At 69.0% G+C, this 20,496-nt stretch carries 16 protein-coding genes; 8 read left to right on the top strand and 8 right to left on the bottom strand.

The features are described from left to right. Positions 1–31 precede the first annotated feature (31 nt). The 4 genes from DA1_RS08255 to DA1_RS08240 all read left to right on the top strand — a co-directional run bounded on the left by DA1_RS08255 (position 32) and on the right by DA1_RS08240 (position 5,571). Positions 32–2,920 (top strand): ligase-associated DNA damage response DEXH box helicase, encoded by a 2,889-nt coding sequence (locus tag DA1_RS08255; RefSeq protein ID WP_034392264.1) that lies wholly within the window; start codon positions 32–34, stop codon positions 2,918–2,920. Positions 2,921–2,936: 16 nt separating this feature from the next. Then, on the top strand, positions 2,937–3,656 hold the full coding sequence (pdeM, locus tag DA1_RS08250; RefSeq protein WP_034392266.1) for a ligase-associated DNA damage response endonuclease PdeM: 720 nt from the start codon (positions 2,937–2,939) through the stop codon (positions 3,654–3,656). 108 nt (positions 3,657–3,764) lie between these two features. After that, complete coding sequence (locus DA1_RS08245; protein ID WP_034392269.1) at positions 3,765–4,382, top strand: hypothetical protein; 618 nt, start codon at positions 3,765–3,767, stop codon at positions 4,380–4,382. A gap of 145 nt (positions 4,383–4,527) precedes the next feature. Next, positions 4,528–5,571 carry a transporter gene (locus DA1_RS08240; protein WP_034392272.1) on the top strand — a complete coding sequence of 348 codons (1,044 nt, stop codon included), beginning with the start codon at positions 4,528–4,530 and terminating at the stop codon, positions 5,569–5,571. Positions 5,572–5,575: 4 nt separating this feature from the next. On the opposite strand, the gene DA1_RS08235 is transcribed toward DA1_RS08240, so the two are convergent. The 4 genes from DA1_RS08235 to DA1_RS08220 all read right to left on the bottom strand — a co-directional run bounded on the left by DA1_RS08235 (position 5,576) and on the right by DA1_RS08220 (position 10,095). Continuing rightward, entirely contained in the window at positions 5,576–7,084 is a 1,509-nt protein-coding gene (locus tag DA1_RS08235) for a tripartite tricarboxylate transporter permease (RefSeq protein ID WP_034392275.1), read from the bottom strand. 27 nt (positions 7,085–7,111) lie between these two features. Beyond that, a complete protein-coding gene (locus DA1_RS08230; protein WP_080736838.1) occupies positions 7,112–7,699 on the bottom strand; it encodes a tripartite tricarboxylate transporter TctB family protein in 588 nt (195 codons plus the stop codon). A gap of 11 nt (positions 7,700–7,710) precedes the next feature. Then, entirely contained in the window at positions 7,711–8,748 is a 1,038-nt protein-coding gene (locus DA1_RS08225; protein ID WP_034392278.1) for a Bug family tripartite tricarboxylate transporter substrate binding protein, read from the bottom strand. Positions 8,749–8,853: 105 nt separating this feature from the next. After that, the gene (locus DA1_RS08220) at positions 8,854–10,095 is read right to left on the bottom strand and encodes a pyridoxal-phosphate-dependent aminotransferase family protein (protein ID WP_034392281.1); all 1,242 of its coding nucleotides are present in this window, start codon (positions 10,093–10,095) and stop codon (positions 8,854–8,856) included. A gap of 159 nt (positions 10,096–10,254) precedes the next feature. Here DA1_RS08220 and DA1_RS08215 point away from each other — a divergent pair, with 159 nt between their 5' ends. From DA1_RS08215 to DA1_RS08205, 3 genes are read left to right on the top strand one after another with little or no spacing between them, the layout of a single operon-like run. Next, positions 10,255–10,944: a GntR family transcriptional regulator gene (locus tag DA1_RS08215; protein ID WP_012204897.1), complete on the top strand. Its 690-nt coding sequence runs from the start codon at positions 10,255–10,257 to the stop codon at positions 10,942–10,944. A gap of 8 nt (positions 10,945–10,952) precedes the next feature. Then, positions 10,953–14,039, top strand: coding sequence for an FAD-binding and (Fe-S)-binding domain-containing protein (locus DA1_RS08210; protein ID WP_034392284.1), 3,087 nt, complete (start codon positions 10,953–10,955; stop codon positions 14,037–14,039). Between the two features lie 32 nt (positions 14,040–14,071). Further along, complete coding sequence (locus tag DA1_RS08205) at positions 14,072–14,491, top strand: heme-binding protein (protein ID WP_034392287.1); 420 nt, start codon at positions 14,072–14,074, stop codon at positions 14,489–14,491. Positions 14,492–14,503: 12 nt separating this feature from the next. Here the strand turns inward: DA1_RS08205 and DA1_RS08200 are convergent, their stop codons facing one another. After that, complete coding sequence (locus tag DA1_RS08200) at positions 14,504–15,190, bottom strand: GntR family transcriptional regulator (RefSeq protein ID WP_013802958.1); 687 nt, start codon at positions 15,188–15,190, stop codon at positions 14,504–14,506. 227 nt (positions 15,191–15,417) lie between these two features. On the opposite strand from DA1_RS08200, the gene DA1_RS08195 reads away from it, so the two are divergent. Then, a complete protein-coding gene (locus DA1_RS08195; RefSeq protein ID WP_034392289.1) occupies positions 15,418–16,368 on the top strand; it encodes a transglutaminase-like domain-containing protein in 951 nt (316 codons plus the stop codon). A 36-nt stretch (positions 16,369–16,404) separates the two neighbouring features. Here the strand turns inward: DA1_RS08195 and DA1_RS08190 are convergent, their stop codons facing one another. The 3 genes from DA1_RS08190 to DA1_RS08180 all read right to left on the bottom strand — a co-directional run bounded on the left by DA1_RS08190 (position 16,405) and on the right by DA1_RS08180 (position 20,483). After that, entirely contained in the window at positions 16,405–18,564 is a 2,160-nt protein-coding gene (locus tag DA1_RS08190; protein WP_034392291.1) for a TonB-dependent siderophore receptor, read from the bottom strand. Between the two features lie 320 nt (positions 18,565–18,884). Further along, a complete protein-coding gene (locus tag DA1_RS08185; RefSeq protein WP_034398377.1) occupies positions 18,885–19,571 on the bottom strand; it encodes a B3/B4 domain-containing protein in 687 nt (228 codons plus the stop codon). 84 nt (positions 19,572–19,655) lie between these two features. Continuing rightward, positions 19,656–20,483: an AraC family transcriptional regulator gene (locus DA1_RS08180; protein WP_034392294.1), complete on the bottom strand. Its 828-nt coding sequence runs from the start codon at positions 20,481–20,483 to the stop codon at positions 19,656–19,658. Positions 20,484–20,496: the final 13 nt, after the last annotated feature.

The following is a 20,496-nucleotide window of genomic DNA, read 5'->3' as shown; positions in this document are numbered from 1 at the left end:
GACCCGTGACCCACCCTTGACGCACCGCGCCATGGCCACCCGTTCCCCCCACCCCCTCGCCACCGCCTGGCTTGCCGCACGGGGCTGGAAGCCCTTTGCCTTCCAGCGCGCCGTGTGGAAGGCGCTGGCCCAGGGCCACAGCGGCCTGCTGCATGCCACCACGGGCGCAGGCAAGACCTATGCGGTCTGGCTGGGCGCGTTGCAGGCCTTTGCGCAGGCCTCCAAGGCGCCTGCCCAGGCCCCTGCCCAAGCCCCATCCAGCAGGAGAAAGCCCGCCGCCGCGCCGCTGACCGTGCTCTGGATCACGCCCATGCGCGCCCTGGCGGCCGACACGCTCAAGGCGCTGCAGACGCCCTTGGAGGCGCTGGCCCAGTGCCATCCCGCGCTGGCGCGCTGGACCGTGGGCGCACGCACGGGCGATACGGGAAGCGCCGAGCGCAGCGCGCAGTCGCGCCAGCTGCCCACCGTGCTGGTCACCACGCCCGAGAGCCTGTCCCTGCTGCTGGCGCGCGCCGATGCGCGCGAGCTGCTGGGCTCCGTGCGCCTGGTGGTGGCCGATGAATGGCACGAGCTGCTGGGCAACAAGCGCGGCGTGCAACTGCAGCTGGCCCTGGCACGGCTGCGCGGCTGGAGCCCGCAACTGAGCGTCTGGGGCATGTCGGCCACGCTGGGCAATCTGGACGAAGCCATGCAGACCCTGCTGGGCCTGGACGACCATGGCCAGCCGCGGCCCGGCGTATTGGTCCAGGGCCAGGTGGACAAGCGCCTGGTGGTGGACACCTTGCTGCCCGACCGGCCCGAGCGCTTTTCCTGGGCCGGCCACCTGGGCCTGGCCATGCTGCCGGCCGTGGTGCGCGAGCTGGAGGCCACGGCAGGCTCCACTTTGGTCTTTGTGAATGTGCGCTCGCAGGCGGAGCTCTGGTACAAGGCGCTGCTGGAGGCCCGGCCCGACTGGGCCGGGCTGCTGGCCATACACCATGGCTCTCTGGACCGGGGTGTGCGCGAATGGGTGGAGGCCGGGCTCAAGGCCGGCACGCTCAAGGCCGTGGTCTGCACCAGCAGCCTGGACCTGGGCGTGGACTTCCTGCCCGTGGAGCGCGTGCTGCAGATCGGCTCGGCCAAGGGCATTGCACGGCTGCTGCAGCGCGCGGGCCGCTCGGGCCATGCGCCGGGCCGGCCCTCGCGCATCACTCTGGTGCCCACGCACAGCCTGGAGCTGGTGGAGGCCGCCGCCGCCCGCGCCGCCGTGCGCGCGCAGCAGGTGGAAATGCGCGCCAGCCCCCGCCAGCCCGTGGACGTACTGGTGCAGCACCTGGCCACCGTGGCCCTGGGCGGCGGCTTCGTGCCCGATGAGCTGTATGCCGAAGTGCGCCGCACCGTTGCCTACGCCGGGCTGGCGCCTGGGGTCTGGCAGTGGTGCCTGGACTTCGTGCACCGGGGCGGACCCTCGCTGGCCGCCTATCCCGACTATCAGCGCGTGCGGCCCGACGGGGAGGGCATCTGGCGCATGCCCGACGCGCGGCTGGCGCGCAGGCACCGCGCCAACATCGGCACCATCGTCAGCGACGCCAGCATGAGCGTGCAGATCCTGCACGGCGCGCGGCTGGGCAGCATGGAAGAGAGCTTTCTGTCGCGCCTGTCGCCCGGCGATGCCTTTGTCTTCGCGGGCCAGGTGCTGGAGCTGGTGCGCATCGAGGACATGACCGCCTACGTGCGCCGCGCCGCCAGAACGCGGCCCACCGTGCCGCGCTGGGCGGGCGCGCGCATGCCGCTGTCCACCGTGCTGGCCGACTTCGTGGTGCAGCAATTGGCGCTGGCGGCAGCGGGCGACTACCACTCGCCCGAGCTGCGCTGCGTGCGCCCCCTGCTGGAGGTGCAGCAGCGCTGGTCGGCCCTGCCCACGCCCGGCACGCTGCTGGCCGAAACCCTGCGCACGCGCGAAGGCTGGCATCTCTTCCTCTACCCGTTTGCGGGCCGCCATGCCCATACGGGGCTGGCCAGCCTGCTGGCCTGGCGCGCCGCGCAGGGCGAGACGGGCACCTTCTCCATCGCCGTCAACGACTACGGGCTGGAGCTGCTGAGCGCCACCGAGCGTGACTGGGCCGCCATGCTGCCCGAACTGCTGCGCGCTGAGCCGGTGCAGGCCGTGGCGGCGCCCGGACGTGTCTCCGCCACGGAGGCGGGCGCCATGCGCAATACCGCCAATGCCGACCGCCACTGGGACCAGGCCGCCGACGACGCCCACCTGGCGGGCGATGACGCGCGCCATGCCCTGCTGCACGAAGTGCTGGCCAGCCTCAACGCCACCGAGATGGCGCGGCGGCGCTTCCGCGAGATCGCCCGCGTCTCGGGCCTGATCTTCCAGAGCCACCCGGGCGAGCGCCGCAGCGCGCGCCAGCTGCAGGCCTCGGCCCAGCTCTTCTTCGAGGTCTTTCGCAAATACGACGACATGAACCTGCTGCTGCGCCAGGCCGACGAGGAAGTGCTGAGCCAGGAGCTGGACGTGGCCCAGCTGCTGGCCGCGCTGCGCCGCATGCAGGCGCAGCAGCTGGTGGTGAGCGCGCTGCGCCGGCCCAGCCCGTTTGCCTTTCCGCTGATGGTGGAGCGCTTTCGCGAAAAGCTCACCAACGAGCACCTGGCCGACCGCATCGCGCGCATGTTGGCCCAGCTGCACGAGGCGGCAGACGCCGGCGGTGCAGCCAGCGAGCCGCGCACGCAGGACCTAGTCCCGCCCGATCCACCGCTGCGTCCACGGAAAAAGCCCAAGGCAGACCAGCGCCCCGCCCTGGACGAGGACACGGCCGCCGTGCGCCGTACGCTGGATTTCTCGCTGCAGGCCACCGACGGCCCCGAGGCCGATGCCACCAGCCGCCGCCCGCGCCGCGTACGCAAGCCCTCGCGGCCCTTGCCGCTGCTGTAGAACCATTGCACCGCTGATGAAAGGCCACGCACCGTTGCCAAGTCCTTTTTCCCCCGACGCCCTGGCCGGCAGCCTGGGCATCCTCCTGGCGGGCGAGCCCGTCCACCTGCTGGCCCAGCACGCCCTGTGGTGGCCCGCCCAGGGCACGCTGTTCATTGCCGACCTGCACCTTGGCAAGGCCGCCACCTTCCGCGCGCGCGGTATTCCCGTGCCGGCCGGCACCACCCAGGGCAACCTGGACAGGCTGTCGGCGCTGCTGCAGGGCCTGCCGGTGCGCCGGCTGGTCGTTCTGGGCGACTTCCTGCATGCCGCGCAGGCCCGCACGCCGTCCGTGCTGGCCGCCCTGGCCGACTGGCGACGCCGCCACGCGGCGCTGGAGGTGGTCCTGGTGCGTGGCAACCACGACAGCCATGCGGGCGACCCGCCGTCCGCGCTGGGCATCGGCGTGGTGGACGAACCCTGGCGCCTGGGGCCATTCGCGGGCTGCCATTACCCGCAGGAGGCTCCTGCCTGCCATGTGCTGGCCGGCCATGTCCACCCCGCCGTCGTGCTGCGCGGCCCGGGGCGCGATGCGCTGCGCCTGCCGTGCTTTGCCGTCCATGCCGGCTTCACCCTGCTGCCGGCCTTCGGTCTGTTCACGGGCATGGCCAGCCTGCCGCCCGGTCCTGGCCTCCAGTGCTTTGCTGTGGGCGGCGGGCGGGTCTGGGCCGTTCCCGGTGGAGGGGGCGGGATGTAATCAGGCGTAATTTTCTGAAGGATCGTTGTTCCCTACAGTGCGCTTGCGCCCGCACGGCGGGGCAGCAGAAAGCGCCGCAGCGCTTTTTTGATCCATCAGGAGAGATGCATGGGCGTTCAACTCAACTTCGTCAATCAATCGAACGACGCAAACAACTCGCAGATCGTCATCTTCCAGAAAAACGTGGCCAGCGATTTCGAGGAACTGGCCGTGGCCTGGCGGGTCATCAAGTACTGCGGCCAGGGCGACAACCACCCGTTCACCTTCCCGCTGGGCCTGCAGGTCGGTGCCAGCGACAGCTATGGCAACCACACGCCCCAGCTGGAGGCGCAGTTCGGCCAGCAGTTCCAACTGTCCCTGAGCAGCAGCGGCGATCGCCTGGCGCCCGCAGGCTATGGCGCAAGCTCCAACGAAGTGCAGGTGCTCAACTCGCTGCCCCGGGGCGCCATCAATGCCAGTTGTTACAAGGACGGCCGGCTGCTGGCCGTCAAGACCGCGATTGCCCCCCAGCAAAAGGCCGTCTTCGAATTCAAGCCCTCCATCTGGATCGGGGTGGTCTCGCAGATCGAACAGGGCCAGGTCATGAACTCGGCCATCCTGGGCGACATCAACACCGAGATCTCCCTGCTGGGCATCTCGCGCGCCGACATCGTGATGCGAGGCGGCGGTGCGGGCGCCGGGTCCACGCCGTTCTCGTTCACACTGGAGAACGTCGTGATGTGCTGAGGCCTGCGCCGCACCCCCGACTGGGGGGCAGACCCCCCGGATGACGACTCCGTGACAGTTGTCACACCTCTGTCATGGAGGCGGCCAAGAATCCCGCACTTGTCCGGCCCGCGCAGGCCACTCCCCGCAGGTGCCCCACCCATCCATGACTGACGCAGCCTCCCCCCTGGCCCAGGCCAATGAAGACGCAGGCCTGATCTGCGGCTGGCGGTTTTTCTGCGACACGCAGCGGCGTGTGGAGGCCATGACGGCGCAGTCGGCCGCGCAGTGGCTGGGTGGAGAGCGTCCGCTCACCGAGCCCGGCCGGCGCGACTTCCTGTGGCTGCACTTCAACCTGGCCAATACCCAGTCCCTGCGCTGGCTGCAGCGCCACGCCGCGCTGCCCGAAGTCTTCTACACCACGCTGCGCGAGGGCTTGGCCTCCACGCGCATCGAGCGCTCCGATGACTCCCTGGTCGCCGTGCTCAACGATGTGAATTTCGAGTTCAACTTCGAGTCGGCCGACATCGCCACGCTGTGGATCTGCCTGGACGAGCGCCTGGTCGTCACCGCGCGCACCCAGCCGCTGCGCTCGGTCGATGCGCTGCGTGCCGGCGTGCGCCAGGGCGACAGCCCCGCCAGCACGGCCGAGCTGCTGGAACACCTGATGCGCACCCAGGCCGACGTGCTGGTCAAGGTGGTGCGCGAGACCACGGCGCGCGTGGACGACATCGAAGACGCCATCATCGCGCAGCGCTACCACCATCCGCGTGCCCACCTGGGCCGGCTGCGCCGGCTGCTGGTGCGCCTGCAGCGCCTGCTGGCGCCCGAGCCGGCCGCGCTGTTCCGCCTGCTGCAGCAGCCCCCCGCCTGGATGGGCGAGGACGACCGCCGCGGCCTGGCCGCCGCCAGCGAGGAGTTCTCGCTCATGCTGCGCGACATGCAGACCCTGCAGGACCGCATCAAGCTGCTGCAGGAAGAAGTGGCCGCCGCCGTGAACGAGGACAACAGCAACAGCCTCTTCGTGCTGACCGTGGTCACCGTGCTGGCCCTGCCCATCAACATCCTGGCCGGCCTGTTCGGCATGAACGTGGGCGGCATACCGCTGGCAGAGCACGAGCACGGCTTCTGGATCGTGGTGTCCATCGTGATCGCCTTCACCGTCATCGCCGCCTGGCTGGCGTTTCGCAAGAAGCGGTACAGGGATTAGCGTCTCAGGCCGCCACAGCTCGGCTCCCGAACGCCATCGCCCGCAACTTGCCCAGCAGCGGCCACACCAGCATCAGCAGGGCCAGCGTGGTGATGGTGCCCGACAGGCCGTTGTGCCAGAAGATGCCCAGCTCGCCCTGGCTGGAGAGCATGCTCTGGCGGAAGGCGTCTTCCATGCGGTCGCCCAGCACGATGGCCAGGACCATGGGCGCCAGCGGATAGTCCAGCTTCTTGAAGACATAGCCGACCACGCCGAAGACCAGCATGAGCCAGATGTCGGTGGCGTTGCCGTGGACGGTGAAGGCGCCGATGGCGCAGACCATGAGGATCATGGGCGCGACGATGGAAAACGGCACGCGCAGGATGGCGGCGAACAGTGGCACGGTGGCCATGACGATGACCAGGCCGGCGATGTTGCCCAGGTACATGCTGGCGATCAGTCCCCAGACGAAGTCCTTTTGCTCGGTGAACAGCAGCGGGCCGGGCTGCAGCCCCCAGATCATCAGCCCGCCCAGCAGCACGGCCGCCGTGGCCGAGCCCGGAATGCCCAGGGCCAGCATGGGCAGCAGGGCCGAGGTGCCGGCCGCGTGGGCGGCGGTCTCGGGGGCGAGCACGCCTTCGGGGTTGCCCTTGCCGAAGCTGTCGGGGTCGCGCGAGAACTTCTTGGCCAGCCCGTAGCCCATGAAGCTGGCCGCCACGGCGCCGCCCGGCGTCACGCCCATCCAGCAGCCCACCAGGGCCGAGCGCAGCATGGTCAGCCAGTAGCGCGGCAGCTGGGCCCAGGTCCTGAACACCACCTTGAGGTCGATGGAGGCCTTCTTGCCCTTGAAGGCCAGGCCTTCCTCGATGGTCATCAGGATTTCGCTGATGCCGAACAGGCCGATCACCACCACCAGGAAATCAAAGCCGCGCAGCAGCTCGGTGGAGCCGAAGGTCATGCGCAGGTCGCCCGAGATGGTGTCCATGCCCACGGCCGCCAGTAGCAGGCCCACGGCCATGGCGGCCACGATCTTGGCCTTGGGCTCCTTGCCCATGCCGATGAAGGAGCAAAACGTCAGGAAGAAGACCGCAAAGAACTCCGGCGGCCCGAACTGCAGCGCGAACGAGGCCACGACCGGCGCCAGGAAGGTGATCAGCATCACGCCCGAGATGGCGCCGATGAACGAGCCCGTGAAGGCCGTGGTCAGCGCCGCCCCGGCGTGGCCCTGCTGGGCCATGGGATAGCCGTCGAAGGTGGTGGCCACCGACCAGGCCTCGCCCGGGATGTTGAACAGCACCGAGGTGATGGCGCCGCCGAACAGCGCCCCCCAGTAGATGCAAGACAGCAGGATGATGGCCGAGGTCGGCGACATGCCGAAGGTCAGCGGCAGCAGGATGGCCACGCCGTTGGGGCCACCCAGGCCCGGCAGCACGCCGACCACGATGCCCAGCAGGATGCCCGTGAGCATCAGCCCCGTGTTCTGCCAGGTGGTGACGGCCGCGAAGCCGTGCGCAAGGTATTGGAGTTCGTCCATGGTGTTGCTCCGTGGCGGCGACAGGGGTCAATAGCCGAGCCAGGCTTCAAGCGGACCCTTGGGCAGGGGCACCTTGAACTGGATCTCGAAGACGTAGAACAGCAGCACGCTGGTGAAGCCCGACAGCGCCACGGCCTTCCACCAGGCATAGCGGCCCGCAAACACCATGAAGCCCGTGATGAACAGCACCGAGGCCGCGTAGATGCCCAGCGGCGCGATCACGGCGATGTAGGCCGTCAGCGGCAGCAGCACCTGGGCCACGCGCCTGAGCTGCAGCCAGCTGGCGAACTGCTCCTGGCTGCGGCTGCGCAGCGCCTGCACGAAGACGGCGATGGCGCAGATGCCCAGCACGGCGCCCACGCGCAGCGGGAAGTAGCCGGCCTGCGGGCCGGTGTCGCTCCAGCCCGCGCCAATGCGCTGGTTGTCCCAGACCACGAGCACAGCCAGCGCCAGCAGCACGGCGGCCACGCCGTACTCCACATGGCGGCGGGACAGGCCGGGGGCCTGGGCTTCGGTGGCGGGGATGGATTCGGTGGCCGCGCTGGAGGGCTGGGCCGGGGCTGCTGCTGCCGCTGCATTGGAGGAGGGCGGGGCAAGGTGGATGGCGGTGTCCATGGCGCGGCTCCTCACTTGGCGGCGGCGGCCACGCTGGCCGACAGGAAACCGGCCTTCTTCATGATGTCGAGGTGGCGCGTCTCGTCCTTGGCCAGGAAGTCCACGAAGGCCTGCCCCGTCATGTACTCGGGCTTGAGCGCGTTTTTCTCCAGGTACTCCTTCCACTCGGGCGTGGCCACCACCTTGTGCATCACGCCTGCATAGAACTGCGCCTGCTCGGGCGTGGTGCCGGGCGGCAGGAAGAAGCCGCGCAGCATGGTGTATTGCACATCCAGGCCCTGCTCCCTGCAGGTGGGGATGTCCGACAGCGCCTGGCTGCCCGTGACCTTGGCCGTGTACTCGATGCGCTGCGTGTCGAACACGCAAAGCGCCCGCACCTGGCCCGCGCGCCACTGCGCCATGGACTCGCTGGGGTTGTTGACGTTGGAGTCGATGTGCTTGCCCACCAGCTGGGTGCTGGCCTCGCCGCCGCCCTTGTAGGGGATGTAGGTGAACTTCACGCCGGCGGCCTGTTCCATGTTGGCGGTGATGATCTGGTCCTCGCGCTTGGAACTGGTGCCGCCCATCTTGAACTTGCCGCCGGCCTGCCGCGCTGCGGCCAGGTAGTCGGCGGGCGTCTGGTAGCCGGTCTCGGCATTGACCCAGAGCACGAACTGGTCCTGGGCAATCATGGCCACGGGATTCAGGTCGCGCCACTGGAAGGGCAGGGCCGTGGCCATGGGCAGAGTGAAGATGGCCGTGGAGGCCACCAGCAGCTTGTGCGGGTCGCGCGCCGAGGCCTTGACGTCCAGAATGCCCTCGGCGCCGGAGGCGCCCGCCTTGTTGAGGATGACCACGGGCTGCTCGATCAGCTTGTGTTTGGTGACGATGGCCTGGATCACGCGCGCCATCTGGTCCGAGGCGCCACCGGCCGAGAACGGCACGACGAGTTCGACGGACTTGGCGGGCTTCCACTGCGCCCAGGCGGCAGGGGCTGAGAGGGCGCAGAGGGCGGTGGCGGCGAGGGTGGCGACGGCAGTTGCCGCCAGGCGGTTGCGGGGCGATGTCATGTCTCTTGTCTCCTGTTATTTCCTGGTATTGGTGCAATCCACGATCAAGGGGGCGAGCCATGTGCTCCGGCTCTGCCAAGGGTTTTCGGCGCGGGGCCGATGGGTTCAGGCGGCCTTGCGCAGCGCACCGGCTGCGGCGTGAGCAGCGAAGTAATCCATGGACGCCTGCACGCCGCTGCCGGCCAGCCGGATGCCGGACAGCTTCAGGCCCATCTCCACGCCCGCCACCATGGCCAGCAACGTGAGGTCGTTGCTGTCGCCCAGGTGGCCCATGCGGAACATGCGGCCCTTGAGCTTGCCCAGGCCCGCGCCCAGCGACAGGTCGAAGCGCGTGTGGATCAGGCGGCGCAGGGCGTCGGCATCCACGCCTTCGGGCGTGATCACGCCGGTGAGCACGGGCGAGTAGACCTGCGGATCGGCGCACTGGATGGGCAGGCCCCAGGCCTGGACGGCGGCGCGCACGCCGGCCGCCCAGCGCTGGTGGCGCGCAAACACCGTGTCCAGCCCTTCGGCCAGCAGCATGTCCAGCGATTCGGATAGGGCGTACAGCAGGTTGGTGTTGGGCGTGTAGGGCCAGTAGCCGGTCTGGTTCATCTCCACGATCTCGTCCCAGGCCCAGAACGACTTGGGCAGCTTCGCGCTTTTGGCGGCCTCCAGCGCACGTGCCGACAGCGCGTTGAAGCTGATGCCGGGCGGCAGCATCAGGCCCTTTTGCGAGCCGCTGATGGTCACGTCCACGCCCCATTCATCGTGGCGGTAGTCGGCGCTGGCCAGGCCCGAGATGGTGTCCACCAGCAGCAGGGCCGGGTGGCCCGCCGCATCGATGGCCCGGCGCACGGCGGCGATGTCCGAGGTCACCCCCGTGGAGGTCTCGTTGTGCACCACGCACACGGCGCGGATCCGGCGCTCCGTGTCCTTGCGCAGCCGTGCCTCGATCAGGCCGGCCTGCACGCCATGGCGCCAGCCCGGCGCCTGGGGCAGGTGCTCATCGGAGCCGCCATAGGACAGGAATTCGGTGGACAGGCCCAGGCGCGTGGCCATCTTCTGCCACAGCGAGGCGAAGTGGCCGGTCTCGAACATCAGCACATGGTCGCCAGGGCTGAGCGTGTTGATCAGGGCCGCCTCCCAGGCGCCCGTGCCGGAGGCCGGATAGATCACCACCGGATGCCGGGTCTTGAAGACCTGCTGGATGCCGGCCAGCACCTTCAGGCCGAGCTGGCCGAACTCCGGCCCCCGGTGGTCGATGGTGGGCAGGCTCATGGCCCGCAGGATGCGGTCGGGAACCGGGCTGGGGCCGGGGATCTGGAGGAAGTGGCGGCCCGTGGGATGGTTGTCGAGCGTAAGCATGGTGCGTCCCTTTCAAGGAAATGCCAGGTCGGTCTGCGGGGGGAGGGTGTTTGCGAATTTTTGCATTCAAAATTCATAAATGCCTTGGTGATAACCATGAATGCCTTGAGAAATGCTTGCGTAAAAATGAATGCAAAATTCATTCGACCAGGAGAATCCATGGCGGAGATCATCGAGATTTCGCGGCTTGCCCTGCATGACCAGGTGGCGGCGCGGCTGCGCACCTGGCTGGTGGAGGGGCGCATACCGCCCGGTGCCAAGCTCAACGAGCGCGCGCTGTGCGAGCAGCTGCGCGTCTCGCGCACGCCGCTGCGCGAGGCCATCAAGCTGCTGGCCTCCGAAGGGCTGGTGGACCTGGTGCCCAACCGCGGCGCCGTGGCCGTGCGGCTGGGCGAGGCCGATGTGCTGCAGACCTTCGAGGTGCTGGCGGGGCTGGAGGGCATGTCGGGCGAGCTGGCCGCGCAGCGCATCAGCGAGCAGCAACTGGCCGAGGTGAGGGCCCTGCACTTCGAGATGCTGGCCAGCCATGCGCGCCAGGACCTGTCCGGCTACTACCGGCTCAATGCGCTGATCCACTCGGCCATCAACCGCGCCGCCGCCAACCCCGTGCTGGCCGAGACCTATGGCCGCATCAACGCCCGCGTGCAGTCGCTGCGCTTTCGCACCAACCAGGACGCGGCCAAGTGGAAGCGCGCCGTCCAGGAGCACGAACGCATGCTGGAGGCGCTGCAGGCGCGCGATGCCGCCGCGCTGCGCCAGGTGCTGGTCGCCCACCTGGAGCACAAGCGCGACACCGTCATCGCCCTGCTCAAGGCAGGCCAGATCTACCCACGAACCATGAACGAATGAGAGCCGCCATGCTGATGGAATCCACGCACCGCCTTGCCGCTTCCCCCGACGACACCGTGCCCGCTCCCGGCACGGTGCTGCCCTCCAACGATGTCAGCCAGGCGCTGGCGCGGCGCCTTCGCTCGGACACGCGCGGCCAGGTCCTGTTCGATGCCGCCTCGCGCGGGCGCTATGCCACCGATGCCTCCATCTACCAGATCATGCCGGTGGGCGTCTTCGTGCCCACCTGCGAAGAAGACATCGCCACGGCCCTGCAGATCGCCCGCGAGCTGAAGGTGCCCGTGCTGCCGCGCGGCGGCGGCACCAGCCAGTGCGGGCAGACCACGGGCGCGGCCCTGGTGATCGACAACAGCAAGCATTTGCGCAACATCCTCTCGGTGGACCCTGATGCAGGCACGGCCGAGGTCGAGCCCGGCCTGGTGCTGGACCACCTCAACGCCCGGCTCAAGAAGCTCGGCCTGTGGTATCCGGTGGACGTATCGACCAGCGCCCAGGCCACGCTGGGCGGCATGGCGGGCAACAACTCCTGCGGCTCGCGCTCCATTGCCTACGGCAACATGGTGCACAACGTGCGCGGCGCCCGCGCCTGGATGGCCGATGGCGAGCTGCTGGACTTCGGCCCCGTGGCCCAGGCCACGGGCCGCGCGGCGCGCATTGCGCAATTCGTGCACGGGCTGGCGCAACAGCACCGCGAGGACATTCACGCCCACTGGCCCAAGGTCATGCGCCGCGTGGCCGGCTACAACCTCGATATCTTCGACAACCAGAGCGAGCGGCCCTACACGGCCGACGGCAGCGTCAACCTGGCCCATCTGCTGATAGGCGCCGAGGGCACGCTGGCCTACACGCGCTCGCTCACCCTGCAGCTCAGCGCGCTGCCGCGCGCCAAGGTGCTGGGCGTGGTGAACTTTCCCACCTTCCACGCGGCCATGGACTCGGCCCAGCACATCGTGAAGCTGGGCCCCACGGCCGTCGAGCTGGTGGACCGCACCATGATCGAGCTGGGCCTGGCCAACCCGGCCTTCAAGCCCACCATAGAGACCGCCCTCATCGGCCGCCCGGCCGCCATCTTGCTGGTGGAATTCGCCGGCGACGACCGCGCCGCGCTGCTGGCGCGTCTGCGCCAGCTGGTGGAGCTGATGGGCGAGCTGGGCCTGCCCGGCAGCGTGGTGGAAATGCCCGAGGAAGCGGCCCAGAAAAACCTCTGGGAAGTGCGCAAGGCGGGGCTGAACATCATGATGAGCCTCAAGGGCGACGGCAAGCCCGTGAGCTTCATCGAGGACTGCGCCGTGCCGCTGCAGCACCTGGCCGAGTACACCGATGCGCTCACCGAAGTGTTCGCGCGCCATGGCAGCCGGGGCACCTGGTACGCCCATGCCTCCGTGGGCACGCTGCATGTGCGGCCCATCCTGGACATGCGCACCGACGGCGCGGCGCGCATGCGCGCCATTGCCGAGGAAGCGGCCGAACTGGTGCGCAAATACAAGGGCGCCTTCAGCGGCGAGCACGGCGACGGGCTGTGCCGCGGCGAGTGGATTGCCTGGCAGTTCGGGCCCGCCATCACCGAGGCCCTGCGCGCCATCAAGCAGGAGTTCGATCCCCAGGGCCTCTTCAACCCCGGCAAGATCATCGATACGCCGAAGATGGACGATGGCCGGCTGTTCCGCTTCGCGCCCGCCGACACCCCCCAGCCCTACCGGCGCATTCCCATCACGCCCGTGCTCGACTGGTCGGCCTGGAACGTGCAGGCCGACCCGGTCACCGAGGTCACCACGGCGCCCGGCACGGGCGGCGACGTCACGGGCGGCTTTGCCAAGGCCGTGGAGATGTGCAACAACAACGGCCACTGCCGCAAGTTCGACGCCGGCACCATGTGCCCCAGCTACCGCGTCACGCGCGACGAGCAGCACCTGACGCGCGGCCGCGCCAACACCCTGCGCCTGGCCATCTCGGGCCAGCTGGGGCCGGACGCCTTCACCAGCGAGGCCCTGCACGACACCATGGACCTGTGCGTGGGCTGCAAGGGCTGCAGGCGCGACTGCCCCACGGGCGTGGACATGGCCCGCATGAAGGTGGAATTCCTGGCCCACTACAAGGCCCGCCATGGCCACACGCTCAAGGACCGGCTGGTCGCCCATCTGCCGCGCTACGCGGCCACGGCCAGCCGCATGCCCTGGCTGCTGAACCTGCGCAACCGCCTGCCCGTGCTGCGCCAACTGGGCGAAAAACTGCTGGGCCTGTCCGCCCGGCGCTCGCTGCCGGCCTGGCGCAGCGACACCTTCTGGCGCGCGCCCGAAGCACATACCTTCCTTGACCGCGACCAGGCCCTGGCCCGCGCGGCGGCCGGCGAGCGCGTGGCCGTGCTCTTCGTGGACACCTTCAACGGCACCTTCGAGAGCGAAAACGCCCTGGCCGCCGCGCGCGTGCTGCAGGCGGCCGGCTATGCGCTGCACACCGCCAGCAAGTCCGCCAAAGAAGGCGGCGGCCACCACTGCTGCGGCCGCACCTACCTGGCCACCGGCATGGTCGAGCAGGCCAAGGCCAGCGCCGGTGCGCTGATCAACACCCTGGCGCCCTTGGCCCGCGCCGGCATCCCCATCGTCGGCCTGGAGCCCTCCTGCCTGCTGACCCTGCGCGACGAAGCCCTGGTCATGGGCCTGGGCGAGCCTGCGCAGGCCGTTGCCGCCCAGGCCCTGCTGTTCGAGGAATTCATTGCCCGCGAAGTGAAGGCCGGCCGCTTTGCGCTGCCGCTGCGCGCCGCCGAGGCGCCCATCCTCGTGCACGGCCATTGCCACCAGAAGGCCTTTGGCGCCGTCAGCCCCATCCTCGACGTGCTGCGGCTGATTCCCGGCGCCCAGCCCGAGCTCATCGAAAGCTCCTGCTGCGGCATGGCCGGCAGCTTCGGCTACGAGGCCAGCCACCACCAGGTCTCCATGGACATGGCCGAGGCGGCCCTGCTGCCGGCCATCCGCCAGCGCCCCGAGGCCATCGTCGTGGCCGACGGCACCAGCTGCCGCCACCAGATCGCCGACGGCGCTGCGCGCGAAGCCGTGCATGTGGCGCGGCTGCTGGAGAGTCTGCTGGACGTGCGCTGACCGCCTGATCCATCCTGCAAAAGGCCCGAAAAATGAAGCACAAACCCTGCCTGGACCTCCAGGACATCAAGACCATCGCCCAGGCCGCCGAGGCGCATGCCACGGCGCGCGGCTGGGCCGTCAGCATCGCCATCGCCGATGACGGCGGCCACCTGCTGTGGCTGCAGCGCCTGGACGGCGCGGCACCGGCCTCGGCCCACATCGCGCCGGCCAAGGCCCACGCCGCAGCACTGGGCCGCAAGGAAAGCCGGCTCTATGAGGAAATGATCAATGGTGGCCGTACCGCCTACCTGAGCGTGCCCGCGCTGCAGGGCCTGCTGGAAGGCGGCGTGCCCATCAGCAGGGAGGGCCACTGCCTGGGCGCCGTGGGCGTCAGCGGGGTGAAGCCGGCAGAGGATGCGGAGGTGGCGCGGGCGGGGATTGCGGCGCTGGAGGCCGCGCCGCAGCGGTAGCGGCCCTTGGATTCAGCGCGACTTGCGCGGCTGCAGGGCCTCGGCACGCAGCATGGCCAGCACGGCATCGCGCTTGTGGTGCAGGTGGGTGACCAGCAGCTCGCGCAGGGCCGTGGCGTCGCGTGCGCCCAGGGCCTCGATCATGGCCTCGTGCTCCTTGACGGCCTGCTTCCACTTGGCCGTGTCCAGGTTGGTGCGAAAGCGCAGCGACTGCACGCGGTTGTTGATGCGCTGGAAGGTCTCCGTCAGCACGGGGTTCTTGGCTGCGCTGTTCAGCGCCGCGTGGATGGCGGCGTTGAGCCGGTAGTAGGCAGACACGTCGGCGCGCGCCACGCTGGCCATCATCTCGTAGTGCAAGGCGCGGATCTCGGCGAATTCCTGGTCGGTGATGCGCTGCGCGGCCAGTTCGCCCGACAGGCCCTCGATGCCGGCCAGCACCTCGAAGGCGTGCATGACATCGGCCTCGCTCAGCTTGACGGCGATGGCGCCGCGGTTGGGCAGCAGGTCGGCCAGGCCTTCGGCGGCCAGCAGCTTGATGGCCTCGCGCAGCGGCGTGCGCGAGACGCCCAGCTGCTCGCACAGCTCGCGTTCGTTGAGCTTGGCGCCCGGGGCGATGCGCCCTTCGATGAGCATGGACCGCAAACGGTCCGCCACCTGCTCGTGCAGCGCCGCCCGCGATATCTCGATGATCTCCGCCATCTAGCGGTCTCCTTGGCTGTTCCTGGCTGGTGGATGCCCCTGCCACAGGCATTGCGCCATGCGGGGCGGCGCCGATGTTAGCCGAGTTTGCATCCCCGGCGGGCCTCCTGCCCGGCGCACGCGCTGTCCCTGCCAAGCACTACAGGCTTTTCAGCAGGGGCCTACGGCCTGCGGGCGTGGCTGCCCGCACCATGGTGGCGATCAGACACACCAACCAGGGACAACCAATGGCCAACGCAGCGATCAGGCTGCAGATCCAGGTGGATCTTGCTTATGAAATCCGCGATCCGGCCGGGGCCGATTTCGTGTTCAACATCCATGCGGCCCACACCTCGCACCAGACGGTGGAGAACGAGCGTTTGGTGCTCAGCCAGCCCGTGGAGCCCGACATTGCGACCGAGCCCGCCACCTCCACCCGCTTCATGCGCCTGCATGCCAACCCAGGCCCCCTGCACCTGACCTACACGGCCACCGTCTGCATCGCGCACCACCGCGAGGATCCGGCGGCGCTGGGCGAGGTTCCGGTGCGTTGCATCCCGCTGGAGGTGCTGCCGTACATCTACCCCAGCCGCTACTGCCAGTCCGACCGGCTGATGCAGCTGGCCTTCCGCAATTTCGGCCAACTGGCGCCCGGCTATTCGCGCGTGCTGGCCATACAGCAATGGGTGCAGGAGTTGGTGACCTTCGCTTCGGCCACCAGCAACTCGTCCACGTCGGCCGTCGATACCCTGGTGGAGCAGGTGGGCGTGTGCCGCGATTTCACGCACCTGATGATCGCCCTGTGCCGTGCGCTGAACATTCCCGCCCGCATCGCCACCGGCACGGACTACGGCGCCGATCCTGCACTGGGCCCGCCCGATTTCCATGCCTACGTGGAAGCCTACCTGGGCGACAGGTGGTATCTGTTCGATGCATCGGGCACGGCCATTCCCATGGGCTTCATGCGCTTTGGCACGGGCCGGGATGCAGCCGACGTGGCCTTTGCCACCATCTTCGGCAACGTGGTGGCCGAGGCGCCCGTCCTGCACACGCAGGCGCTGGAAGACGCAAACAGCCAGCTGCCACGGCGGTGCAGCGAGGCGCTATCGACCACGCCACCTTCGCCGGCCGTGCTGTCGGGCTGCGCATCGTTTGGCAGCACGGCGGACCGAAGGAGCTTCAGGCAGCTGCCTGCCTGAGCTGCCTGCGCTGTGAAAGGCGCGCGGCGGCGGTCCTCAGAAGCGGTGCGTTCCCGTCACCGCAAAGGTGCGCCGCTGGCCGTAGAAGCAGTCGCCGCGTGCCAGGCACTGCGTGATCTGCACCTTGTCGGTCAGGTTGACCACGTTGAAGGCCAGGCGCCATGGGCCGGCGTCATAGGACACCATGGCATCCAGCAGGGTGGCCGAAGGCGTGTCCACCAGGCTGGTGCCCGTCCACTGCGAACCCGTGTAGCGCACGCCCGCGCCCAGGCTCCAGCCGCCGCGCCCTTCGCTGGCAAAGCGGTGGGTCAGCCAGGCCGATGCCGTGTGGCGCGGCACGCTGGTCACGCGCTGGCCCTGGTCGCCGCCATTGCTGCGCGAGATGACGGCGTCGGTGTACGCATAGGCCAGGGTGGCGTCCCAGTGGCGCGCCAGGCTGGCGGTGAGCTCGGCCTCGAAGCCGTTGACCTTGACCTCGCCGATCTGCAGGCTGTTGAGCGGGTTGGCCGGGTCGGTGGTCTTGCGGTTCTTCTCGCGCAGCGTGTAGACGGCGGCAAAGGCCGACAGGCCCTGGCCCGGTGGCTGCCACTTCACGCCGGCTTCCCATTGCTCGCCGCGCTGGGCCTTGTAGGGCGTGCCGTAGACATCCACGCCGCCCAGCGGCTGGAAGGACTCGGAGTAGCCCAGGTAGGGCGCCCAGCCACCGTCCATCTGGTAGGTGGCGCCTGCGCGCTTGGTCCAGGCCTTTTCGTCCACGGCGGAGGCGGGCCGGCCTTCGGTATCGGTCTGGGCGCTGTCGTGGCGCAGGCCCAGGGTGGCGGTCCAGCGGCCCCACTTGATCTGGTCCTGGGCGTAGAAGCCCAATTGCTTTTGCGACACGCCCGGCTGGCGCACCAGCTGCGAGGCCGTGGGCGGCGTGAAATTGCCGTAGACGGGGTTGTAGACGTCAAACGGCGCGGTCAGGCCGCGCCAGGTGGACTGGCTGGTGCTGTTGCGCTGCGCATCCATGCCGGCCAGCACGGTGTGCTCGGCCGTGCCCCAGCGCAGCCGGCCTTCGAGCTGCGTGTCGATCACCAGCATGCGCCCGCCGTTGACCTGCCAGGAGGCATCGCGGTAGACGCTGCGGTTGTCGGGGTTGAAGACCGGGCGCGCAGGGCGGCCCTGGCCGGGGATGGCGGTGAAGCTGGTGTAGATGGAGCGGTAGTCCACGTCGCTGATGGTGCGTCGCAGGTTCTGGCGCACGGTCCAGTCCGCGTTCAGGCGGTGGCTGAACAGGTAGCCCCAGGATTTGTTCTCTGTGTCGAACGAGTCCCAGCCGGGCTCGCCGATGAAGGTGCTGGTGGGAATCTGGCCGTAGGGGCTGGGCAGGCGCGTGCCCTGCCAGGGGAAGAAGCCGATCAGCGAGCCGCTCTTGTCCTTCTGGTAGAGCGCCTGCAGCGTGAGCGAGGTATCGGCGCTGGGCCTCCAGGTCAGGCTGGGCGCGATCACCAGGCGGTCGTCGTTCACATGGTCCACCTGGGTGCCGCTTTCCCGGCCCACGGCCACCAGGCGGTACAGCCACTGGCCGTCTTCGGTGACGGCGCCGGTCAGGTCGGTGGCGATCTGCTTGCGTCCGTAGCTGCCCATCTGCACCTGCACCTCGCGCAGCGCCTCGGCCTGCGGGCGCTTGCTGGTCAGGTTGAGCACGCCGCCCACGCTGCCCTGGCCGTAGAGCACGGAAGAGGGGCCGCGCAGGAATTCCACGCGCTCCAGCGTGTAGGGGTCGGGGCGGCTGGTGTTGTAGGTGCCGTAGGTGCGCAGCAGACCGTCCTGGTACTGGCTCACGTTGCCGCCGCGTGCCGAGAAGCTGTCCACCCGGCTGTCGAAATAGTTGGACACCACGCCGGCGCTGTAGGCGGTGGTCTGGCGCAGCGTCTGCACGCCCTGGGCCTCGAACTGGTCGCGCGTGACCACGCTGATGGCCTGGGGCGTCTCTATCAGCGGCGTGTCGGTCTTGGTGGCCGAGATGGCGCGCTTGGCGGTGAAGCCCACCACAGGGCCGGTGGGATTTTCCTTCTCGGTGCCTGCGTTCACGGTGACCGGGGCGAGCGTGGCCTCGGGGACCTTTTCAGGCTGGGCCTGTGCGTGGGCTGCGCCGCACAGGGCAAGCAGGGCGGCATGCGCAACTGCCGTGCGCGAGAGTCTTTGGGTAAGCATGGTCAATGGTCGAGAGCTGGGAAACCTGTGCCGTGGGGCGTGCTCTGGGTGCGTCGGCGCTGCTGCCGGCCTGGGGCCAGCAGCGCAGCCTGTCATGGCGGGTGCGGATTCTAGAATGACAATAGGAATGATTTCTTTTTCTTTTCATTTGTATGTAGCATGCAACGCATTGTTATCATTTTGATAGCGTAGAAGCTTGTTTTGAAGGGACCTGCGGGTCGATGTGCAGGGCGGTGCGATACGCGTACGGACTTGCTTGCGGGAAGTCCGCGCAGCGTGATAGCCCTCTTCGCGCCGGGGCGTCAACGGCCCCGGTCGCCTCAGGCCTGGGCGGCCTGCAAGGGGTTGCCTGGGTGTGAAACGGCCTCGGGCCACAGCCGACCGGCCGCCGCCTGCAACGCTTGCACCAACTGCTGCGTATCCGTCTTGCCGGTGGCGTGCAGCGCTTCGGTCACGATCAGCGCGTTGACGGTGGATTCGCGCACTGCCGAGTGGCCGCTTTGGCGGTTGCACCAGCGCCGGGCGTGGGCGCGGCCAGCCGTGTCGGCAAAGATGATTTCGCCGGTCTCGGGATATTCGATCTCGCCCGAGAAGGTCTCGTAGACCTCGCTGCCGGTTGCGGGGCGCACCTGCAGGCAGCCGCTGATGCGGTCCAGGTCGAAGACGGCCACGGGAATGGCAAAGGCCACCGAGGCCGCATTGCACAGGTCCACCAGCGGATGCAGGCCCGGCAGATCTCCTTCCTTGCGCAAGCGGCGCAGCAGGGCCTCGGCGGCGCAGCGGTATTGCGTGGGCTTGAGGCCCATCCTGGCAAAGCCGCGCCGCCAGGCCTGAATGGATGGCATCTCGCTTTCCGGGGTGCAGGCCAGGTTCTGCCTGGCCTGTGCCATGAAGGGGGCGATCACGGCGTGTGCGGGCACGTCGGGTGACAGGCCGCGCAGCAGCAAGGTCTGCGAGGCCAGTTCAGGAAAGTCGCGGGGGATGGAGGGTGAGTAGGAGAACTGCAAGATCAGGCCTTGTGAGTGGAGAGGGGATGTGATCTCCATCCTCGCCAGGCCGGTTTGCGTGGTCTTGAAGGAAATTGCAGCGCGTCACGCAGCGCAGGCCTTGGCTGCCCTGGCGTAGAAGCCGGGCGCCATGCCGAAGCTGCGCACGAACAGGCGCGTCATATGGCTCTGGTCGGCAAAGCCGCTGTGCGCGGCGGCCTCGGCCAGCGGCATGCCGCTGGCGATGAGCCTGCGCGCCTGGTGCAGGCGCCGCTGCAGCAGATAGGCATGGGGCGTCATTCCCGTGGCGAGCGCAAAGGCACGCAGGAACTGGTAGCGGCTCAGGCCCGCCTCGTGGGCCAGGGCGCCCAGGGTCAGCGGTGCACCGGGATCGTCGTCCATCCGGGCGCGGGCCAGTGTGATGGGGGCCGGTGCGCGGGGCGCCGGGGCAGGGCGCTGCAGCATGCCGCCCAGCAGTTGCAGCAGGGCTTCGTCCAGGTCCAGGGCGTCCGTTGCCTCGCCGCTGCCGGTCATCCTGCGGTACAGAGCCTGAAAACACGCGGCCAGGCGCGGGTCGCGCACGGCGGGCTGGCGGAACTCGAAGCCGGTCGCTGGCCCTGCGCCATCCATGTCCGCCATGAGCCCGGCCACGACCGAGGGCTCCAGGTAAAGCATGCGCCAGGCGCGACCGCCATCGCCCAGGGGCATGCCGTCATGCAACTCGCCGGGGTTGACCATGATGAGGTCGCCGGCCCCGGCCTCGTACAGACCTCGCCCGCTGGCGGATTTCTGCGCGCCACGCTCAATCAGGCCGATCCCGTACTGCTCGTGGGCGTGCCGCCCAAAGTGCCTCGCCGTGTCTGCGGCCACGGCCTCCACGCCTGCGGTGCGGCAGCGCAGCCAGCTGAAATGCCCATCCGTGGTCGAAACCATGCCGCAGCCTTTC

It is taken from the genome of Delftia acidovorans NBRC 14950 (genome assembly GCF_001598795.1).
In the GTDB taxonomy this organism is placed as follows: domain Bacteria; phylum Pseudomonadota; class Gammaproteobacteria; order Burkholderiales; family Burkholderiaceae_C; genus Comamonas; species Comamonas acidovorans.
The sequence above is the reverse complement of the archived record's forward strand: the minus strand, read 5'-3'. Positions and strand labels throughout refer to the sequence as shown.

Coding starts and splice junctions, on each gene's coding strand:
- DA1_RS08195 (WP_034392289.1), top strand. CDS start 15,418: ATGGCCAACGCAGCGATCAGGCTGCAGATCCAGGTGGATCTTGCTTAT.
- DA1_RS08235 (WP_034392275.1), bottom strand. CDS start 7,084: ATGGACGAACTCCAATACCTTGCGCACGGCTTCGCGGCCGTCACCACC.
- DA1_RS08240 (WP_034392272.1), top strand. CDS start 4,528: ATGACTGACGCAGCCTCCCCCCTGGCCCAGGCCAATGAAGACGCAGGC.
- DA1_RS08180 (WP_034392294.1), bottom strand. CDS start 20,483: ATGGTTTCGACCACGGATGGGCATTTCAGCTGGCTGCGCTGCCGCACC.
- DA1_RS08210 (WP_034392284.1), top strand. CDS start 10,953: ATGCTGATGGAATCCACGCACCGCCTTGCCGCTTCCCCCGACGACACC.
- DA1_RS08220 (WP_034392281.1), bottom strand. CDS start 10,095: ATGCTTACGCTCGACAACCATCCCACGGGCCGCCACTTCCTCCAGATC.
- DA1_RS08205 (WP_034392287.1), top strand. CDS start 14,072: ATGAAGCACAAACCCTGCCTGGACCTCCAGGACATCAAGACCATCGCC.
- DA1_RS08230 (WP_080736838.1), bottom strand. CDS start 7,699: ATGGACACCGCCATCCACCTTGCCCCGCCCTCCTCCAATGCAGCGGCA.
- pdeM (WP_034392266.1), top strand. CDS start 2,937: ATGAAAGGCCACGCACCGTTGCCAAGTCCTTTTTCCCCCGACGCCCTG.
- DA1_RS08255 (WP_034392264.1), top strand. CDS start 32: ATGGCCACCCGTTCCCCCCACCCCCTCGCCACCGCCTGGCTTGCCGCA.
- DA1_RS08245 (WP_034392269.1), top strand. CDS start 3,765: ATGGGCGTTCAACTCAACTTCGTCAATCAATCGAACGACGCAAACAAC.
- DA1_RS08225 (WP_034392278.1), bottom strand. CDS start 8,748: ATGACATCGCCCCGCAACCGCCTGGCGGCAACTGCCGTCGCCACCCTC.
- DA1_RS08215 (WP_012204897.1), top strand. CDS start 10,255: ATGGCGGAGATCATCGAGATTTCGCGGCTTGCCCTGCATGACCAGGTG.
- DA1_RS08200 (WP_013802958.1), bottom strand. CDS start 15,190: ATGGCGGAGATCATCGAGATATCGCGGGCGGCGCTGCACGAGCAGGTG.
- DA1_RS08190 (WP_034392291.1), bottom strand. CDS start 18,564: ATGCTTACCCAAAGACTCTCGCGCACGGCAGTTGCGCATGCCGCCCTG.